This window comes from Caenimonas terrae (assembly GCF_042655405.1).
Classification (GTDB): Bacteria; Pseudomonadota; Gammaproteobacteria; order Burkholderiales; family Burkholderiaceae_C; genus Ramlibacter; species Ramlibacter terrae_A.
The window spans coordinates 495,409-514,578 of the sequence record NZ_JBHSMF010000002.1; the positions used below are offsets into that span (position 1 = coordinate 495,409).

A 19,170-nucleotide genomic window follows, 5' to 3' on the forward strand; every position below is an offset into this window, starting at 1 on the left:
TCAGCGGGCCTGCCGCCGCAACAGCCGGCCGTTGGCGAGGTTCACCGCCAGCGCGATCGCCAGGTTGATCGCCGCGTACAGCAGCACCACCAGCGCCATCGCCTCCAGCGCCTGGCTGGTCTGGCTCAGGACCGTGCCGCCGACGATCTGCATGATGTCCGGATAGCCGATCGCCGCCGCCAGCGACGACGCTTTCGCCAAGGTCTGGTACTGGCCGGCGGCCGGCGGCAGCGCCACCCGCAGGGCCTGCGGCAGCACCACCAGCAGCGCGGCCCGCGCCCCGCTCAGGCCCACGGTGGCGGCCGCTTCCGACTGGCCGCGCGGCACCGACAGGATGCCGGCGCGGAAGATCTCGGCCAGGAAGGTGCCGTTGTAGATCGCCAGGCCCAGCGTCAGCGCCATCAGCTCCGGCAGCAGCACGACGCCGCCGGCGACGTTGAAGCCCTCCGCCCGCGGCAGGTCCAGCGTCCAGCCGGCGGCGCCGTGCAGCAGCCTGGGGAAGAACAGCCCGCGGTTGTTCAGCAGCACGCCACCGAACTGCAGGCTGTCGGCCACGCCGGGCAGCAGCGCCATCGCCGAGAAATACCAGAAGAACACCTGCAGCAGCAGCGGGATGTTGCGGAACACCTCGACGTACGCGGTGCTGGCGCCGCGCACCAGCGGATGGCGGGCCAGCCGGCCGAAGGCCACGCACAGCCCGATCAGCGTGCTGAACACCGCGGCCAGCGCCACCACCAGCAGCGTGTTGAGCGTGGCGACGATCACCGCGTCCCGATAGGACGAGGCCGGACCGAATGGAATCAGCGCCTGCGCGATCTCGAAGCCCGCCTCGCCGCGCAGGAAGCCGAAGCCGATGGAGATGCCCAGCGAGCGCGCGTTGGCGATGAAGTTGGCGGCGCCGCGCCAGGCCAGCCAGGCCACGGCGGCCAGCAGCAGCGCCTGGCCGGCGTAGCCCGGCAGCCGTTCCAGCAGGACGGCGCGGGACAGCTTCATGCGCACCGGCGGTTCAGCGGACTGGGATCGCCATCATCAGTCCGCCGTTGGCGACCAGCGCGTTGCGTCCGCGCTCCAGCCGCAGCGGCGTCTTCGGGCCGACGTTGCGGTCCCAGACGTCGCCGTAGTTGCCCACCGCCTTGATCGCGTTGTAGGCGTAGTCGTTGGCCAGGCCCAGCTTGCTGCCGAAATCGCCGGTCACGCCCAGCAGCCGCTGCACGTCCGGGCTTTGCGAACTGCGCTGCGCCTCGACGTTGGCCTGGTTCACGCCCAGTTCCTCGGCGGCCACCAGCGCGTTGAGCGTGAAGCGCACCACCGCTTCCCAGCGCGGCTGGCCCTGCGCCACGATCGGGCCGATCGGTTCGTTGGACAGCGTTTCGGCCAGCACCTTGAAGTCGTCCTTGTTCGACAGCTTGGTCAGCCGCGCGGCGAGGGCGGAGCGGTCGTTGATGGCGGCGTCGCAGCGCTTGGCGACGAAGGCGTCCCAGGCCTGCTCCTGCGAGGCGAAGGTGACGATCTTGTACTTCATCTTGTGGGCGCGGAAATAGTCCGCGACGATCAGCTCCGAGGTGCTGCCCTGCGCGGTGCAGATGGTGGCGTTGTTCAGGTCGGCGACCTTGTTGGCCCGCGTCTTCTTGGTGACGGCGAAGCCTTGGCCGTCGTAGAACATCACCTTGGGAAACTTCAGGCCGCCGACGTCGCGGCTCTGGGTCCAGGTGAAGCGGTGCGTCAGCACGTCCACCGCGCCGGTGGGCAGGCCGGCGAAGGCGGTCTTCAGGTCCATCGGCACCAGCTGGATCTTGCTGGCGTCGCCCAGGGTGGCGGCGGCGATCGCGCGGCATAGGTCGACGTCGAAGCCGTCGCGCTTGCCGGCGTTATCCTCGGCCGAGAAGCCGGGCGCTGCCAGCGTGACGCCGCACTTGAGCACGCCATGGGCCTTGACGTCGTCCAGCACGTCGGCGCGGGCCGGCGCGGCCAGCGCCGCGGCGGCGGCCAGGGCCAGCAGGGTCTTGATGGCAGGGTGGGCGCGGGAGTGGATGGTCATGCTGGTCTCGGGTTGGTTGCGGGTCATGCTTTGTCTCCTTCAGTGTCGGGTGTGGGCGGCGATCGTGGCCAGCAGCAGGCGGTTGTGTTCCGGCAGGCCGACGGTGATGCGCAGCCACTGTGGCAGCCCGTAGTTGTCCAGCGTGGCGACGGCGATGCCGGCCTGCAGCAGCGCGGCGTGCAATGCCGCCGCCCCGGCCACTTCGACCATCACGAAATTGCCGGCCGAGGGCAGGCACTGCAGGCCGAGCGCCTCCAGGCCGGCCGCCAGCTCGCCGCGGCCGGTGCGATTGAGTTCGCGGGTCTGCTGGACGAATTCGTCGTCGGCGAGCGCGGCCCGGGCCGCCGCCAGCGCCGGCGTCGTCACGTTGAAGCGCGGCCGCCTCGCATTGAGCCGGGCCGCCAGCGCGGCCTGCGCCACGCCATAGCCGACCCGCAATCCGGCCAGCCCGTAGGCCTTGGAAAAGGTGCGCGCCACGATCAGGTTTGGGAAGCGCCCGACCCACTCCATGCTGTCGTAGCGCTGCGCCGGCGTGAGGTACTCGGTGTAGGCCTCGTCCAGCAGCACTGTCACCGCAGGCGGCACGCGCTCCAGGAAGTCCAGCAGCGCCGGCGCCTCGATGAAGGATCCGGTGGGATTGTTCGGATTGGCGACGAACACCAGCCGGGTGCCGGCGTCGATGGCGCGCAGCATGGCCGGCAGGTCGTGGCCGTGCGCGCGCGCCGGCACCACCACCGGCTTGCCGCGCACCAGCGCGGCGGCCTGGCCGTAGACCAGGAAGCCGTACTGCGACCACACCACTGCCTGGCCGGGCTCCACCACGGTCTGCGCCGCCAGCGTCAGGAGCTCGCTGGACCCGCTGCCCAGCACCAGCCAGTCGGCCGGCACCTTCAGTGCCGCCGCCAGCGCCTGCTTCAGCGCGGTTCCGTTGGCGTCGGGATAGTTGCCGGCCGCACCCAGGGCCTCGGCGGCGGCGCGCCGGGCCGATTCGGGCATGCCGCGCGGGTTTTCGTTGGAGGCCAGCAGGATCATCGAGGCGGTCGGAAAATCATTTAAGTACTTAAATATATCGGCGGCCTGCGTTCGGGGCATCGGGAGCGACCCGGTGTCGATTGCCATCACCCAGGTCAAAGATAAATGCGATTTTTCGCTGTTAATCGCCGGCCAGGGATCAAATAAAGTATCGACCATGGAGCAACCCAAGGCCGTTCTGTTCGATGCCTACGGCACGCTGTTCGACGTCTACAGCGTCGGCCTGCTGGCGGAACAACTGTTCCCGGGCCAGGGCCAGGCGCTGGGGGTTCTGTGGCGCGACAAGCAGATCGAATACACGCGGCTGGTCACCACCAGCGGCGACGGCGAGCATTACCAGCCGTTCTGGGCCCTCACCCGGGCCGGACTGCGCTACGCGTGCAAGCGGCTGGCGCTGGAGCTGACGCCCGAGAGCGAAGAGCGGCTGATGAACCAGTACCGCCATCTCTCGGCCTTTCCAGAGAACCGCGAGGTGCTCACCGCGCTCAAGGCCAGGGGCGTGGTCACCGGCATCCTGTCCAACGGCGACCCGTCGATGCTGGGCGTGGCGGTGCGCAGCGCGGGCCTGGAAGGGCTGCTCGATCACGTGATCAGCGTCGATGCGGTGCGCAAATACAAGACCCATCCGGCGGCCTACGGGCTCGGGCTGCAGGCCACCGGCCTGGCGGCGCGCCAGGTTGCCTTCGTCAGCAGCAACAGCTGGGACGCGCTGGCCGCCACCTGGTTTGGCTACCGCACGCTGTGGGTCAACCGCTACCGGCTGCCGTTCGAGGAACTGGGCACGCAGCCGGAACGCACCGGCGCCAGCCTGCGCGACGTCCTCTCGTTTTTCTGAATCCAACCGCATCCGCTCCAAGGAGATCCGCCATGACCGCCCGCACCACCGTCCAAGGCCTGCAAGTGGCCACCGAACTGCAACGCTTCATCGAGGACGAAGTGCTGCCCGGCACCGGCGTCGACAGCGCGTCGTTCTGGAAGGGCTTCGGCGCCATCGTCTCGCAGCTGGCGCCGAAGAACCTGGCGCTGCTGGCCGAACGCGATCGCCTGCAGGCCGAACTGGACACCTGGCACAAGGCCAACCCGGGCCCGATCCGCGACCTGCAGGCCTACCGCGCCTTCCTCGAGAAGATCGGCTACCTGGTGGCGGCGCCGGCCGGCGCCAAGGCGACCACGGCCAACGTGGACGCGGAACTGGCGCTGCAGGCCGGCCCGCAGCTGGTGGTGCCGGTGCTCAACGCCCGCTACGCCCTCAACGCCGCCAACGCGCGCTGGGGTTCGCTGTACGACGCCCTGTACGGCACGGACGCGATCGCCGAGACCGACGGCGCCGACAAGGGCAAGGGCTACAACCCGGTGCGCGGCGCCAGGGTGATCGCCTATGCGCGCAAGGTGCTGGACCAGGCCGCGCCGCTGGCCAAGGGCTCCTATGCGGACGCCACCGGCTTCAAGGTGGATGGCGGCAAGCTGGCCGTCGCCATGAAGGACGGCAGCAGCACCGGGCTGCAGGAGCCGGCCAAGTTCGTCGGCTACCAGGGCGCGCCGCAGGCGCCGTCCTCCATCCTGCTGCGCAACCACGGCATCCACCTGGACATCCGGATCGACCGCGGCACCACCATCGGCAAGGACGACCCGGCGGGCATCAGCGACGTGGTGGTGGAAGCGGCGCTGTCCACCATCATGGACCTGGAGGATTCGGTGGCCGTGGTGGACGCCCAGGACAAGGTGCTGGCCTACCGCAACTGGCTGGGCATCCTTCAGGGCACGCTGACCGAGGAGGTGGAAAAGGGCGGCAAGCGCTTCACCCGCGGGCTGAACCCGGACCGCGAATACACGGCGGGGATCGGCTACGGCGGTCCAGCCGCCGTGGGCCAGCCCATGAAGCTGCACGGGCGCTCGCTCATGTTCCTGCGCAACGTCGGCCACCTGATGACCAACCCGGCCATCCTGTGGACCGACGCCAAGGGCCAGGTGCGCGAGATTCCCGAAGGCATCCTGGACGCGGTGGTCACCACCGCGATCGCGATGCACGACCTCAAGCGCGATACCAAGGGCATCCGCAACTCGCGCACCGGTTCGATCTACATCGTCAAGCCCAAGATGCACGGCCCGGCCGAGACCGCCTTCGCCAGCGAGCTGTTCGGCCGCGTCGAGCAGCTGCTGGGGCTGCCGGCGGACACCGTCAAGCTGGGGATCATGGACGAGGAACGCCGCACCAGCGTCAACCTCAAGGCCTGCATCGCGGCTGCCGCCTCGCGCGTGGCCTTCATCAACACCGGCTTCCTGGACCGCACCGGCGACGAGATGCACACCGCGATGCACGCCGGCCCGATGATGCGCAAGGGCGACATGAAGTCCAGCGCCTGGATCCAGGCCTATGAAAAGAGCAACGTGCTGGTCGGACTGTCCTGCGGGCTGCGCGGCCGGGCCCAGATCGGCAAGGGCATGTGGGCCATGCCCGACCTGATGGCGGCGATGCTGGAGCAGAAGATCGCCCATCCCAGGGCCGGCGCCAACACCGCCTGGGTGCCCTCGCCCACCGCCGCCACGCTGCACGCGCTGCACTATCACCAGGTCGACGTCGCCGCGATCCAGCAGGAGATGGAGAAGATCGACGCCGATGCCGAGCGCGACGAGCTGCTGGCCGGCCTGCTGACCGTTCCCGTGGTGGCGGAAGCCAAATGGAGCGAGGCCGAGCGCCAGCAGGAGCTGGACAACAACGTGCAGGGCATCCTGGGCTACGTGGTGCGCTGGATCGACCAGGGCGTGGGCTGCTCCAAGGTGCCGGACATCCACAACGTCGGCCTGATGGAAGACCGGGCGACGCTGCGCATCTCCAGCCAGCACATCGCCAACTGGCTGCTGCACGGCGTCGTCACCGAAGCGCAGGTCAAGGCGACCTTCGAGCGGATGGCCGCCGTGGTCGACCAGCAGAACGCGGGCGACCCGTTCTACCAGCCGATGGCGGGCCACTTCGACAGCTCCGCGGCCTACCAGGCGGCGCAGGACCTGGTGTTCAAGGGCCGGGAGCAGCCGAGCGGCTATACGGAGCCGCTGTTGCACGCCTGGCGGCTGAAAGTGAAGGAAAAGCGCGAACTTTGACCGGATGCGGCCCGGCGCTAGTAAGCGTTTGTGACTACAGGCTAGGCGGGGAGAGTTAGCCTGCTTACACTGGCCCGGACTCATCCATGCCAGTCCAGTCCGCCATCATCAGCCAATGCCTGGCCCAGGCCGTCCAGGCCTCGTCCCGCCTGATCTCCTCCTGCGTGGACGAAGCGGTGGCGGGCCTAGTGGCTGCGGAACAGCAGGGCTTGACCGCCGCCCAGCGCCACGAGCTGTCGGATGCCTGCCGTGAGCTCCTCAAGCACAAGGCCGCCTGGGTCGACCACTATCCGCGTGCCCTGCGCAGCGCCTTCGAGGCGCCGGCCCAGGCGCCGGCCTCCGCGCCGGCGCCGCTGCGGATCGACACGCTGACCCTGGTCGGCGACGACCAGGTGGACCAGGAGATCGCCGCCTCCCGGCTGTCCGAGCAGCTGCAGACCGACGTGGCGCAACCGCTGGCCGAACTCGACGGCCTGATGAGTTCCCTGCTCGGATTGCCGGCGGTGCGCGCGGAAGCCAACCCCCTGCGGCCCGCCGTGTTTGCGCGCGTGCTGCGGGCCACCATGGCGGACGCGGCGCAGCAGCCCGCATGGCCGGCGCTGTGGATCCGCCACATGGCGCCCGCCATGAGCCGCGAGCTGGACCAGTTGTACCGGCTGCTGGCGACGCAGCTGAAGCAGGCCGACGTGCATGCGGCCAGCTACCGCGTCGTTCCGCTGCGCGACGGGCCGGCCAGCGGGCATGCGCCGCTGGCGCCGGCCGCACCGGCGCCGGCCCAGGCCCAGGCCCCTTCCTCCGGCCCGGCGCGGGCCGGCGGCCGCGCGCCCGCCTTCGCGCCGGTGGGCGGCAGCGGCGGCGGCTCGATGCGGCCCGGCGGCTCGGGCTGGGCCGAACTGCAGCCGCACTCGATCAGCCAGCAGCTGATCCACGAATTCCTGCAGGGCGGCTCGCCGCAGGGCGACGCCGCGCTGGCGCCGGCCTATTACGACCGCGCCACCCGCGACGTCGAGCAGCTCGAGTCGGCGCCCGACGACCGGCCGGCGGCGTCCGATCCGGTCTCGGCGCGCCAGTATGCGCAGACGCCGGTGGTCGACCGGCCGCTGCGCGCGGTCAGCACCGAGACCAGCCTGGACAAGGACGTGTGGGGGGAATACGCCGCCTCGCGCCGGCGCGAGCTGGTGCGGGCCCACCTGAAGCAGCAGGCCCGCGACGTCGCCCAGGTGTTGGGGCTGGAAGTGGTACGCAAGCTGGTCAACCAGGTGGCGCAGGACCCGCGGCTGCTGGCGCCGGTGCGCGAGTCCATCGTGGCGCTGGAGCCGTCGCTGCTGCGGCTGGCGATGGTCGATCCGCGCTTCTTCAGCGACGAACGGCATGCCGGCCGCCGGCTGGTGGAACGGGTGGCCGAGCGCAGCCTGAAGTTCAACGATGAATTCGGCTCCCAGTTCGGCGACTTCTGCGATTCGGTGGCGGCCTGCTTCAACGGCCTGAACGCGGTGCCCGCCGACGAAGTGCAGGACGCCAAGCCCTTCGAGTCCGCGCTGGCGACGCTGGAAGCGTCGTGGGCGGCGCAGGACGAGCGGGAGGCGGCGCAGCGCAGCGCCGTGCTCAATGCCGTCAAGTTCGCCGAACAACGGCAGGCCGAGGCCGACCAGATCGCGTGGGAGCTGGGCCAGCGCATCGACATCCTGGATGCGCCGGCGCTGGTGCAGGACTTCCTCTACGGCCCGTGGTCGCTGGTGATGGCGCACGCGCGGCTGTCCGATCCGGCGCGGCGGATCGATCCGGGCGGCCACGGCACGGTGGTCACCGACCTGCTGTGGAGCGTCAAGCGCGAGATGACGCTGCGCGAGCCGGCCCGGCTGATCGAGATGCTGCCCGGCCTGCTGGAGCGGCTGCGCACCGGCCTGGCCGCCCTCGGCCAGGCGCCGCAGGAATCCGACCCTTTCTTCATCGCGCTGGAAAAGCTGCACCGGCCGGTGCTGCGCCTGCGGGCCCGCAAGCGCCGCGTGGACAGCGACTTCGCGCCGCTGGAACCGGAGCCGCACGTGGACGAGCCCGAGCCGCAGGCGGCTGTCCCGGCGACGCCGCAGCAGGGCCCCTGGATGGGGCGCCATGAGCTCGATGCAGCCGGCTTCCAGGACACGGTGCCGTCGGACGTCGGGGAGCTCAGGCCGGCGGATGGCGGCTTCGGTGCGCCGGCCGCGCCCGCCGACATCGATGCGACCATCGCGGCCTTCAGCGAAGGCTGCTGGGTCGACCTGTCGGCGCGGCGCCGCTGGCTGCGGGCGCAGCTGGTCTGGGCCAGCACCAAGGGCACGCTGTTCATGTTCGTCAGCCATGGCGGCCAGCCGCATTCGATGACCCGGCGCACCTGCGAACGGCTGCTGCGCGAGCGGCTGCTGCGCCCGGTGGAGATGGGCAGCGCGGTCTCGCACGCGATCGAGGCGCTGGCGCCGCGCCGCGAGCGCGAGGCGCAGGCGGCCTGAGCCCGGCGGCCGCCGGTTCGGCGCTGCGACTTAAACTCGCAGGGTGACACCGCTTCCACTCGTCGACCCATCGCGCTGCCCGATCTGCGGCCAGCCCAACCTATGCGCCATGGAGATCCAGAAGGCCACCGGGCTGGAGCAGCAGGCCTGCTGGTGCACCCATGTCGATTTCAGCCGCGAGCTGCTGGCCAAGATCCCGCCCGAACTCCAGGGCCTGAGCTGCATCTGCGCCCGCTGCGCACAGTCCGGCCTGTCCCGGTGAGCCGGGACGCCAGCCTGGCGGCGCTGCGCGAGCGCTACGGCCCGCGCTACCGCTGGCTGCTGCTGATCTCGCTGATGGTGGGCTCGATGGCCTCGATCATGTCGTCGACCGTCGTCAACGTCGCGATCCCCGGCATCAGCCACCACTTCGCGATCGACCAGGGCCGCGCGCAGTGGGTCAGCTCCGGCTTCATGGTGGCGATGACGGCCTCGATGCTGACCACCCCGTGGCTGCTGGCCCGCTTCGGCTACCGCAAGGTCTATGCGGGCACGATGCTGCTGCTGATGGCCGGCGGCATCGGCGGCGGCCTGGCCGACAACTACAGCCTGGTGCTGGCGGCACGGGTGGCCGAAGGCCTGGCCGCCGGCATCGTGCAGCCGATTCCGGCGATCGTGATCCTGCGCGGCTTCGGCCAGCAGGAACAGGGCCGCGCCAGCGGCATCTTCGGGATGGGCGCGGTGCTGGCGCCGGCCATCGGCCCGAGCATCGGCGGCGTGCTGGTGGACCTGTTCGGCTGGCGCTCGATCTTCTTCATGGTGGTGCCGTTCTGCCTGGTCTCGCTGGCGCTGGCGTACCGGTTCGTGCCGGACACGGCACCCGGCGGCGCCGCCGCCGAACGCAGCACCGCGCTGGACTGGCGCGGTCTGGCGCTGGGAAGCACCGGCACCCTGCTGCTGCTCAACGGGCTGGTGGAACTGCGCGGCGGCGGCTCCGCCTCCTGGCTGCTGCTGGCCGGGGCCGCGCTGGCGCTGGCCGCCTTCATCGCCTGGCAATGGCGCCTGCTGGCCACCGGCCGCGAGCCGCTGATGAACCTCAGGCTGTTCGGCTTCCGCAGCTTTGCCATGGGCAGCATCGTCGCGTTCATCTACGGCACGGCGCTGTTCGGCTCGACCTACCTGCTGCCGCTGTACATGCAGGTCGCGCTCGGGCTCTCTCCTTCCTACGTGGGCACCATCCTGCTGCCGGCCGGGATCGTGCTGGCCATCACCATCCCGCTGGTCGGTCGGCTGGCGGACCGGCAGCCGACCTACCGGCTGGTGAGCGCCGGGCTGGCGCTGCTGGCGGCGTCGTTCGCGCTGATGATGACGGTGCAGTCGGGCCAGGCGATCCTGCTGCTGGTGGCGTGGGCGGTGCTGGGACGCATCGGCCTGGGCTTCATCCTGCCCTCGCTGAACCTGGGATCGATGCGCTCGCTGCACAAGGAGCTGATCACCTACGGCGCCAGCGCCATCAATTTCCTGCGCATGCTCGGCGGCGCCTGCGGCGTCAGCCTGTGCGGCATCGTGCTGGAATGGCGGATCGCGGCCCATGGCGACTCGCTGGCCAGCGCGGCCACCAGCCCGGCGCGGGTGGCCGCTTTCCACGAGGCGTTCCTGATGCTGGCCGCGCTGTGCGGCGCCGCCCTGGTGGCCGCCTGGCAGCTGCGGGACGGGCCACAATCGGGGCACCTCGCCAGGAATTGACATGTGCCAGCTGCTCGGAATGAACTGCAACGTGCCGACCGACGTGACCTTCAGTTTCACGGGCTTCGCCCAGCGCGGCGGCCGCACCGACCACCACGCCGACGGCTGGGGCATCGCCTTCTTCGAGGGCAAGGGACTGCGCCACTTCGTCGACCACCAGCCGGCCTGCGAGTCGCCGGTGGCGGAACTGATCCGGCGCTACCCGATCCAGAGCAAGAACGTCGTCGCCCACATCCGCAAGGCGACCCAGGGCGAAGTGGCGCTGCAGAACTGCCATCCCTTCGTGCGCGAGCTGTGGGGCCGCTACTGGGTGTTCGCCCACAACGGCGACCTCAAGGATTTCCACCCGCGCCTGCACGCCGGTTTCCGCCCGGTCGGCTCGACCGACAGCGAGCGCGCGTTCTGCTGGCTGATGCAGGAGCTGGCCAAGTCGCACGCCGGCGTGCCCAGCGTGCAGGAGCTGACGCTGACGCTGCGCGAACTGGCGCCGCGCATCGCCGGCCACGGGCCGTTCAACTTCATGCTGTCCAACGGCGAGGCGCTGTGGACCCACTGCTCCACCAACCTGTACTACGTGGAGCGCAGGCACCCGTTCGCGCATGCGCAGCTGGCCGACGAGGACGTCAGCATCGATTTCGCCCGCACCACCACGCCGCAGGACCGGGTGGCCGTGATCGTCACCGCCCCGCTCACCACCAACGAAGCCTGGGTCAAGCTGGAGCCGGGCGAGCTCAAGGTGTTCGTGGACGGCTCGCTCGCCGGCTGACGGCGCGCAGCGCCGGCCGCTCGATCGGTCGGTCAGGCCGGCACGCCGACCGCCGCTTCCAGCTCGTCGATGAACATCGCCGGCACGTCGAAGCCGGTCTGGTCGGTGATTTCCTGGAAGCAGGTCGGGCTGGTGACGTTGATCTCGGTGAGCGACTGGCCGATCACGTCCAGCCCCACCAGCAGCAGGCCGCGCCGGGCCAGCACCGGGCCGATCGATTCGGCGATTTCCCGGTCGCGGGCGCTCAGCGGCTGCGCCACGCCCAGGCCGCCGGCCGCCAGGTTGCCGCGCACCTCGCTGCCCTGCGGAATCCGCGCCAGGCTGAAGGGCACGGCCTTGCCGCCGATCACCAGCACCCGCTTGTCGCCGGCGGTGATCTCGGGCACGAACTTCTGCACCATCAGGCTGGTGGCGCCGTCGTGGTTGAGCGTCTCGATGATCGAGCCCAGGTTCAGGCCGTCGCGCTTGACCCGGAAGATGCCCATGCCGCCCATGCCGTCCAGGGGCTTCAGGATGATGTCGTGGTGCAGGTCGTGGAAGGCGCGCACGGCTGCCTCGGAGCGCGTCACCAGCGTCGGGGTGGTGAACCGGGCGAACTCCAGGATCGCCAGCTTTTCCGGATGGTCGCGCAGCGCCGCCGGCTTGTTGAAGACCTTGGCGCCTTCGCGCTCGGCGTGTTCCAGCAGGTGGGTCGCGTAGAAGTATTCGCTGTCGAAGGGCGGGTCCTTGCGCATGATGACCGCGTCGAATTCGTTCAGCGCCTTCAGCGGCGTGCCGGTCTCGATGAACCAGCGCTCCGGCTCGCCGGTGAGCCGGATCTCGCGCACCGCCGCGCGCACCAGGTCGCCCGAATGCCACAGCAGGTGCTCTGGCCCGCAGGCCGAGATGCGGTGGCCGCGCCGCTGCGCCTCGCGCATCATGGAGAAGGTGGTGTCCTTCTGGATCTTGAACAGCTCCAGGGAGTCGGTGACGAACAGCAGGTTCATGGGATTGGGCATGGAAAGTTCGCCTGTACTGTTGCACAAAAGCCGTGACATTGCCGGCGCGCGGAAACCGCGGGGATGGCAGCGGGCTGCGAGTCGGCGGCCGGACCTTGGCGTGCCATCCAGAATACCGTCAACAAGGAAGCAGGGGCACCGCTTCTTCTTGATCGACGGGATTCACTGGCGTGCGGCTAGATCTCGATCTTCGAGCCGAGCTCCACCACCGAGTTGTTCGGCAGCTGCAGGAAGTCGGCGGCGGCGCTGGCGTTGTGGTGCATCTGCGCGAACAGCTTTTCCCGCCAGGTCGCCATGCCGGTCCCGATGGTGGGAACCACCGTGTCGCGCGACAGGAAGTAGCTGGTGGTCATCGGCTCGATCGCGCAGCCGCGGTTGCGGATCTGCTCCAGCGCCTTGGGCACGTCGGGGTCGTTCTTGAAGCCGTAGTGCAGCACCACCTGCCAGCAGTCGTGGCCCAGCGACTCGATCTCCGCCCGCTTGGACATCCCGATCCACGGCACCTCGTGGCTGCGCACGGTGACGAACAGGTTGTGCTCGTGCAGCACCTTGTTGTGCTTGAGGTTGTGCAGCATCGCGTTGGGCACCGTGCCCGGCTCCGCGGTCAGGAACACGGCGGTGCCGTCGACGCGCGTCGGCGGGGTGACGAACACCGCCTCCAGGAAGCTGGGCAGGTCGATCGCGTCGGCCTTGAGCTTTTCGTTGAGCAGCACCCGGCCCTGCTTCCACGTCATCATCAGCGTGAAGATGCCGCCGCCGATCATCAGCGGGAACCAGCCGCCCTGCAGCAGCTTGAGCAGGTTGGAGGCCCAGAAGGTGACGTCGACCACGAAGAACCAGCCGGTGGCGGCGACGCACAGCCACAGCGGGTACTTCCAGGCGTAGCGGATGACGAAGAAGGTCAGGATGGTGGTGATCAGCATGTCGGTGCACACCGCGATGCCGTACGCCGCCGCCAGGTTGCTGGAGGAGCGGAACATCACCACCGCCAGCACGATCGCCACGAACAGGCCCCAGTTGACGAACGGGATGTAGATCTGGCCGGTGTCGCGCACGCTGGTGTGCTGGATGTTCAGCCGCGGCAGGTAGCCCAGCTGGATCACCTGCTTGGTGACGCTGAAGGCGCCGGTGATCAGCGCCTGCGAGGCGATCACCGTGGCGGCAGTGGCCAGCACCACCAGCGGCAGCAGCGCCCAGTCCGGCGCCATCATGAAGAACGGGTTCTTCACCGCCTCCGGGTTGGCCAGCAGCAGCGCGCCCTGGCCGAAGTAATTGAGCGTCAGCGACGGCATCACCACGCTGAACCAGGCCAGCCGGATCGGCTTCTTGCCGAAGTGGCCGAGGTCGGCGTACAGCGCCTCGGCCCCCGTGACGCACAGCACCACGGCGCCCAGGATGATGAAGGTGATGCCCGGCTGGTGGTACATGAACATCACCGCGTAATGCGGGCTGAGCGCGTACAGGATTTCCGGGTGGCGCAGGATGTGCGAGACGCCCAGCACCGAGATCGCCGCGAACCACATCAGGGTGATCGGGCCGAAGAAGCGGCCGATGCCGCCGGTGCCGCGCTTCTGCACCACGAACAGCATGAACAGCACCACCAGCGTCAGCGGGATCACCCAGTCCTTGAACGCCGGCGACACCACTTCCAGGCCCTCCACCGCGGACAGCACCGAGATGGCCGGGGTGATGACGCCGTCGCCGTAGAACAGCGAGGTGCCGAAGATGCCGACAGCCAGCAGAACCTGACGCAGCTGCGGCTTGTCTTTCACCGCCTGCGAAGCCAGCGCCAGCATCGCGATCAGCCCGCCCTCGCCGTTGTTGTCGGCCCGCAGCACCAGCACCACGTATTTGATCGAGACGATGACCGTCAGCGTCCAGAAGAAGATCGACAGGATGCCGTAGACGTTGGGGATGGTGAACGGGACGTGGCCGGAGCCGAAGACTTCCTTGACGGCATACAGGACACTGGTGCCGATGTCGCCGTAGACGACACCGATGGCGCCGATGGTGAGCGCCGCGAGCGATGATTTGGAGCTTTGCACTGAGGGTCCCCGTCTTGGCGGCCAGCGCGGCCGGCGGGGTTGCGTTACCTTTGGGACCGCTATTGTGCGCTCGACAGCAGGGCTTGCGGGGGCCATGTTGCAGTGCAACAACCCTGGCCCCCGGCCGCGCGCTTCAGTCGTAGGTTTCGGCGTCCGGGTCGGTGGCCTCGAGCTCGTAGCTGGCGGCCAGCATGGCCAGCCGGCCGATCACCCCGTACATGTAGAAGCGGTTGGGGGCGCTGGCGCCCGGCTTCTCGCCCGGCTGGGGTAAGCGCATACTCTCCGAAAACGCCAGCGGCACGAAGTGGGCGCCCGGCGCGTTCAGGTTCTCGTCGATGCCGCGGTCGGCGTGGACGCGGTAGAAGCCGCCGACCACGTAGCGGTCCACCATGTAGACCACCGGCTCGGCCACCGCCTCGTTGATCCGCTCGTTGGTCAGCACGCCTTCCTGGATGATCACCTCGTCGACGAGCCGGCCGCCCTTGCCGGTGGCCATCCGGGCGCGGGTGATTCCGCTCAGGTCGTCCAGGTCCTTGACGTCGCGCACGGTCATGATGCCCATGCCGGAGGTGCCGTTGTCGGCCTTCACCACCACGAACGGCTTCTCGTTGATGCCGTATTCCTTGTACTTGCGGCGGATCTTGGTCAGCAGGGCGTCGGCGTTGGTGCGCAGGCAGTCCAGCCCGGCGCTGGCGGTGGCGTCGAAATCCACCGCGCCGCACTTGTTGAACATCGGGTTGATCAGCCAGGGATCGATGCCCAGCAGCTTGCCGAAGCGCTTGGACACCTCTTCGTAGCTGTGGAAGTGGTTGCTCTTGCGCCGCACCCACCAGCTGGCGTGCAGCGGCGGCAGCAGGTATTGCTCGTGGATGTCTTCCAGGATGCCCGGAACGCCGGCCGACAGGTCGTTGTTCAGCAGGATGGTGCAGGGATCGAAGTCCTTCAGGCCGAGGCGGCGGCGCGTGCGCACCACCGGCTCCAGCAGCACCGAGCCGCCGCCCGGCACCTGCAGCGTGGTCGGCTCCTTGATGTCGGGATCGATCGAGCCGATCCGCACGTTCAAACCCGCCAGGTGGAAGATCCGCTGCAGCTGGGCCAGGTTGCTCAGGTAGAACGTGCTCTTGGTGTTGTTCTCGGAGATCACCAGCAGGTTCTTGGCCTCGGGGCAGATCTTCTCGATCGCGGCCATCGCCGACTGCACCGCCAGCGGCAGCATCTCCGGCGTCAGGTGGTTCCAGCCGGCCGGATAGAGGTTGGTGTCCACCGGCGCCAGCTTGAAGCCGGCATTGCGGATGTCCACCGAGCTGTAGAACGGCGGCGTGTGTTCCATCCACTCCAGGCGGAACCAGCGCTCGATGGCGGGCATCGAGTCCAGCACCCGCTGCTCGAGTTCATTGATCGGACCGGTCAGGGCCGTGACGAGATGGGGAACCATGCGGCCTTTGCCTTCGCTGTTGGAATTCTCAGGGGAATTGTAGGGAATTGGGGGCGCCGGCGCGGGTTGCAAGCCCGCGTTTTTCCCTCAGGACAGGCGGGCCAGCGGCAGATTGAGCAGCAGGTTCTGCGGCTTGAGCTTGAGGCGGCCGCCGGCGTCCATCGCCATTGCCAGGTAGACCGGCCGCCCCGCGATCTCCGGCCGCATCACCGACGGCTCGTCGAATTGCAGCCGGAACAGGCACAGCATCCGCTCCATCCGCTCCGGCGCCACGTCGTTGCCCTGGTACAGGTCGTTGAGCACGGCGCTGGCCTGGGCGTCCAGCCCCACGTGCCAGACCCACTGCTCGTCGTCGATCTCGCGCTCGATGGCGATCGCCACGCCCGTGCCCAGGAAGTGGCGCACCCAGCGCGCCAGCACCGAACACAGCGCCACGAGCGCCGGCTGGCCGTGGTTGAGGCTGATCACCAGGTCGTGGCTCTCGTCGCGCTGCCAGTAGGCGTCGGCGTTGGCCTCGCCCAGCACGTCCAGTTCCGCCGTGCGCAGCGGCGCGCCGCCCTGCTTGAGCATCTCGCCGATGGTGCCGAAGCCGGCGGCGACCGCATGGCGCTCCACCGTCTCGTCGTCCGCCGCCATCACCTGGCCGTCCTCCAGCACCGAGACCTTCTGGGTGCGGAACAGCATTTCGGCGGCGCGCACCTGCAGCGCGCTGGCCTCGGCGCCCAGGATGTGGCGCAGCAGGATCTGCGTCAGCTGCTGCACCAGCAGCGGCGGCACGTCCACGCCTTCGCCGCGGAACAGCTGCATGTAGCTGCCTTCCAGCGTGGGCTGGGCCAGCAGCCGCTGGCGAAAGCGCAGCCAGATGGTGTAGTTGGCGCGTGCGTCCTCGTCGCTGACCGCCGCCAGCTGCTGCGGCGTGACCTCGGCCCGCGGGTGGTCCAGCAGGGCGTGGTGCAACGCCAGCTCGCCGGCGCAGGATTCGGCCACCGGCGCCAGTTCGGGCCGCTCCAGCAGGCTGCGCAGGAAGGCGTCGGTGACGACCAGGTGGCCGTCGGCGGTTTTGTCCAGCAGGCCGTAGCCGCACTGGCGCCAGTAGTTGTGCATCAGGAGGAGCGAATTTCGCCGTCGCCCAGAACAACCCACTTCAGCGACGTGAGCCCTTCCAGCCCCACCGGCCCGCGGGCGTGGAACTTGTCGGTGCTGATGCCGATTTCCGCGCCCAGCCCGTACTCGAAGCCGTCGGCGAAGCGGGTGCTGGCATTGACCATCACGCTGGCCGAATCCACCTCGCGCAGGAAGCGCTGCGCGTGCATGTGGTCGCGCGTCAGGATGGCGTCGGTGTGGTGGCTGGAATAGCGGTTGATGTGGGCGATGGCTTCGTCGACGCCATCCACCACCTTGATGCTGATGATGGGCGCCAGGTATTCCTCGGACCAGTCCTGCTCGGTGGCGTCTTGCAGCAGGGCTTGGACGGGCCGAACGGATTGGGCCAGAATCGCCTTCGCCTCCGGATCGCAGCGCATCTCCACGCCCTTGGCGGCGAAGATCGCGCCGATCTTCGGCAGGAAGTCGGCGGCCACGCCGCGCGCCACCAGCAGGCCCTCGCTGGCGTTGCAGGGGCTGTACTTGTTGGTCTTGGCGTTGTCCGCCACCTTCACCGCCATCGCGATGTCGCAGGGATCGTCCACGTAGACATGGCAGTTGCCGTCCAGGTGCTTGATCACCGGCATCTTGGCCTCGCGGCTGATGCGCTCGATCAGGCCCTTGCCGCCGCGCGGGATGATCACGTCCACATACTCGGGCATGGCGATCAGCTGGCCGATCGCCTCGCGGTCCGTGGTCTGCACCAGCTGCACCGCGTCGGCCGGCAGGCCGCTGTCCACCAGCGCCCGCTGCACCAGCCGGGCCAGCGCCTTGTTCGATTCGATCGCCTCCGAGCCGCCGCGCAGGATGCAGGCGTTGCCGCTCTTGATCGACAGGCTGGCGGCCTCGATCGTCACGTTGGGCCGGCTTTCGAAAATCATCCCGAACACGCCGAGCGGAACCCGCATCTGGCCGACGCGGATGCCGCTGGGCTGCTGCTTGAGGCCGCTGATCTCGCCGATCAGCTCCGGCATCGCGGCCAGCTGCTCGCAGCCCTGGGCCACGGTCTCGATGATCTTGGGCGTGAGCTTGAGGCGGTCGACCAGCGGCGCGGCCAGGCCGGCGGCGGTGGCGCGCTCCAGGTCCTTCGCGTTGTCGGCTTGCAGCGCCTGGACGTTCGCGCGCAGCAGCTCGGCCAGCCGGCGCAGGGCCTTGTTCTTGGTGGCGGCATCGGCCTTGGCCATCCGCGCCGACGCCATCCGCGCCTGCACCCCGAGGGTCTGCACGTATTCCGAAACGTTGAGCGCGTTCATGCGCCCATTTTACGGGGCGGGGCCGCCGGCTGCAGCGCGCACTCCCGGCACAGCGTCAGCGCCAGCCGGTGCAGCGCCTGCCACCCGTCGGTCGGCCAGTCCGGCGCCTTCAGGCCCTTGACGATGCCGTCCACCAGGTGCGCGGAGTGCAGCAGGTTGTCCAGCGTGGTGGCCGTCAGCCGCGGCAGCACCCGCTCGAACAGCCGCTCCTTCAGGCCCCAGACCCGCTGCTCGCGCAGCGCCATCGGCAGCGGCCGGCCGGCGGCCATCGCATCCTTGACCCGCTTGAGCGCGCGGATGTCCTCGGCCAGCGTGTAGTGCACCAGCACTTCGGCCTCGCCCTCGGCCTGCAGGCCGTCCAGCATCCGCTGCACCCGCGCCGCCTGGCCGGCCAGCACCGCCTCCGACAGCTTGAAGACGTCGTAGCGCGCCACGTTGAGCACCGCGCTTTCCACCTGCTCGAAGCCCAGCTCGCCTTCGGGATAGAGCAGCGCCAGCTTCTGGATTTCCTGGTGCGCCGCCAGCAGGTTGCCCTCCACCCGGTCGGCGAAGAACTGCAGCGTGCGCTGGCCTTCCTCGCCGCTGGCCACGCGTTGACCCTGCTGCTGCAGGCGCTGGGCGATCCATTGCGGCAGCGCGTTGCGCTCCACCGGCTCGACCTGGATGGTGACGCCGTTGGCGTCCAGCGCGCCGAACCAGGCCCCGGAGCGCGTCATCTTGTCCAGCCGCGGCAGCAGCACGATGGTCAGCGTCGAATCGTTGCCCTGCGCGGCCTGCGCCATCTGCTGCAGGGCGGGGCTGCCTTCCTTGCCCGGCTTGCCCGAGGGAATGCGGATCTCGACGATCTGCTTGTCGGCGAACAGGCTCAGGCTGCCGCCCGCGGCCAGCACCTCGCTCCAGTCGAAATGGGCGCCGGCCACCGTATGGACGGTGCGCTCGGTGTAGCCCTGGGTGCGGGCGACGGCGCGGATCGCATCGGCCGCCTCCTGCACCAGCAGCGGCTCGTCGCCGTGCACGGTGTAGAGCGAGCGCAATCCCTTCTGCAGGTGGGGGGCCAGTTGGGATGCGGCGAGCTGCATCCGGCGAGTTTAGCCAGTCTGGTCATCCCGGCGTCGAGCCGGCATCCGGACGCCACGAATCCAGGAACCCG

General features: G+C 69.3%; 15 protein-coding genes. 6 read left to right on the forward strand and 9 right to left on the reverse strand.

Annotated elements, in window-relative coordinates; translation table 11 throughout:
* The 3 genes from ACFPOE_RS02430 to hisC are packed head-to-tail and all read right to left on the reverse strand — an operon-like array spanning position 1 to position 3,157.
* Positions 1 to 993, reverse strand: a complete 993-nt coding sequence (locus ACFPOE_RS02430) for an ABC transporter permease subunit (protein ID WP_376848398.1) — start codon at positions 991 to 993, stop codon at positions 1 to 3.
* A 13-nt stretch (positions 994 to 1,006) separates the two neighbouring features.
* On the reverse strand, positions 1,007 to 2,065 hold the full coding sequence (locus ACFPOE_RS02435) for an amino acid ABC transporter substrate-binding protein (protein ID WP_376848399.1): 1,059 nt from the start codon (positions 2,063 to 2,065) through the stop codon (positions 1,007 to 1,009).
* Positions 2,066 to 2,077: 12 nt separating this feature from the next.
* Positions 2,078 to 3,157 (reverse strand): histidinol-phosphate transaminase, encoded by a 1,080-nt coding sequence (hisC, locus tag ACFPOE_RS02440; protein WP_376848400.1) that lies wholly within the window; start codon positions 3,155 to 3,157, stop codon positions 2,078 to 2,080.
* Positions 3,158 to 3,227: 70 nt separating this feature from the next.
* Here hisC and ACFPOE_RS02445 point away from each other — a divergent pair, with 70 nt between their 5' ends.
* From ACFPOE_RS02445 to ACFPOE_RS02470, 6 genes are all read left to right on the forward strand, one after another.
* Complete coding sequence (locus ACFPOE_RS02445) at positions 3,228 to 3,905, forward strand: haloacid dehalogenase type II (protein WP_376848401.1); 678 nt, start codon at positions 3,228 to 3,230, stop codon at positions 3,903 to 3,905.
* 32 nt (positions 3,906 to 3,937) lie between these two features.
* Positions 3,938 to 6,169, forward strand: coding sequence for a malate synthase G (locus ACFPOE_RS02450; RefSeq protein ID WP_376848402.1), 2,232 nt, complete (start codon positions 3,938 to 3,940; stop codon positions 6,167 to 6,169).
* Positions 6,170 to 6,255: 86 nt separating this feature from the next.
* Entirely contained in the window at positions 6,256 to 8,655 is a 2,400-nt protein-coding gene (locus ACFPOE_RS02455; RefSeq protein ID WP_376848403.1) for a DUF1631 family protein, read from the forward strand.
* 43 nt (positions 8,656 to 8,698) lie between these two features.
* Positions 8,699 to 8,917, forward strand: coding sequence for a cysteine-rich CWC family protein (locus ACFPOE_RS02460; protein WP_376848404.1), 219 nt, complete (start codon positions 8,699 to 8,701; stop codon positions 8,915 to 8,917).
* The gene (locus ACFPOE_RS02465; RefSeq protein WP_376848405.1) at positions 8,914 to 10,380 is read left to right on the forward strand and encodes a DHA2 family efflux MFS transporter permease subunit; all 1,467 of its coding nucleotides are present in this window, start codon (positions 8,914 to 8,916) and stop codon (positions 10,378 to 10,380) included. Before ACFPOE_RS02460 ends, ACFPOE_RS02465 begins: the two co-directional genes overlap by 4 nt.
* 1 nt (position 10,381) lies before the next feature.
* Complete coding sequence (locus tag ACFPOE_RS02470) at positions 10,382 to 11,146, forward strand: class II glutamine amidotransferase (protein ID WP_376848406.1); 765 nt, start codon at positions 10,382 to 10,384, stop codon at positions 11,144 to 11,146.
* A gap of 32 nt (positions 11,147 to 11,178) precedes the next feature.
* On the opposite strand, the gene gshB is transcribed toward ACFPOE_RS02470, so the two are convergent.
* The 6 genes from gshB to holA form a co-directional block, all read right to left on the reverse strand.
* Entirely contained in the window at positions 11,179 to 12,132 is a 954-nt protein-coding gene (gene gshB, locus ACFPOE_RS02475; RefSeq protein WP_376848791.1) for a glutathione synthase, read from the reverse strand.
* A gap of 188 nt (positions 12,133 to 12,320) precedes the next feature.
* Positions 12,321 to 14,189, reverse strand: coding sequence for a potassium transporter Kup (locus tag ACFPOE_RS02480; protein WP_376848407.1), 1,869 nt, complete (start codon positions 14,187 to 14,189; stop codon positions 12,321 to 12,323).
* A gap of 133 nt (positions 14,190 to 14,322) precedes the next feature.
* Positions 14,323 to 15,624, reverse strand: a complete 1,302-nt coding sequence (gene gshA, locus ACFPOE_RS02485; protein ID WP_376848408.1) for a glutamate--cysteine ligase — start codon at positions 15,622 to 15,624, stop codon at positions 14,323 to 14,325.
* Between the two features lie 87 nt (positions 15,625 to 15,711).
* On the reverse strand, positions 15,712 to 16,728 hold the full coding sequence (locus tag ACFPOE_RS02490) for a DUF6352 family protein (protein WP_376848409.1): 1,017 nt from the start codon (positions 16,726 to 16,728) through the stop codon (positions 15,712 to 15,714).
* Positions 16,728 to 18,020, reverse strand: coding sequence for a glutamate-5-semialdehyde dehydrogenase (locus tag ACFPOE_RS02495; protein ID WP_376848410.1), 1,293 nt, complete (start codon positions 18,018 to 18,020; stop codon positions 16,728 to 16,730). The genes ACFPOE_RS02490 and ACFPOE_RS02495 overlap by 1 nt, the downstream gene beginning before the upstream one ends.
* Positions 18,017 to 19,099, reverse strand: a complete 1,083-nt coding sequence (gene holA, locus ACFPOE_RS02500; RefSeq protein ID WP_376848411.1) for a DNA polymerase III subunit delta — start codon at positions 19,097 to 19,099, stop codon at positions 18,017 to 18,019. The genes ACFPOE_RS02495 and holA overlap by 4 nt, the downstream gene beginning before the upstream one ends.
* Positions 19,100 to 19,170: the final 71 nt, after the last annotated feature.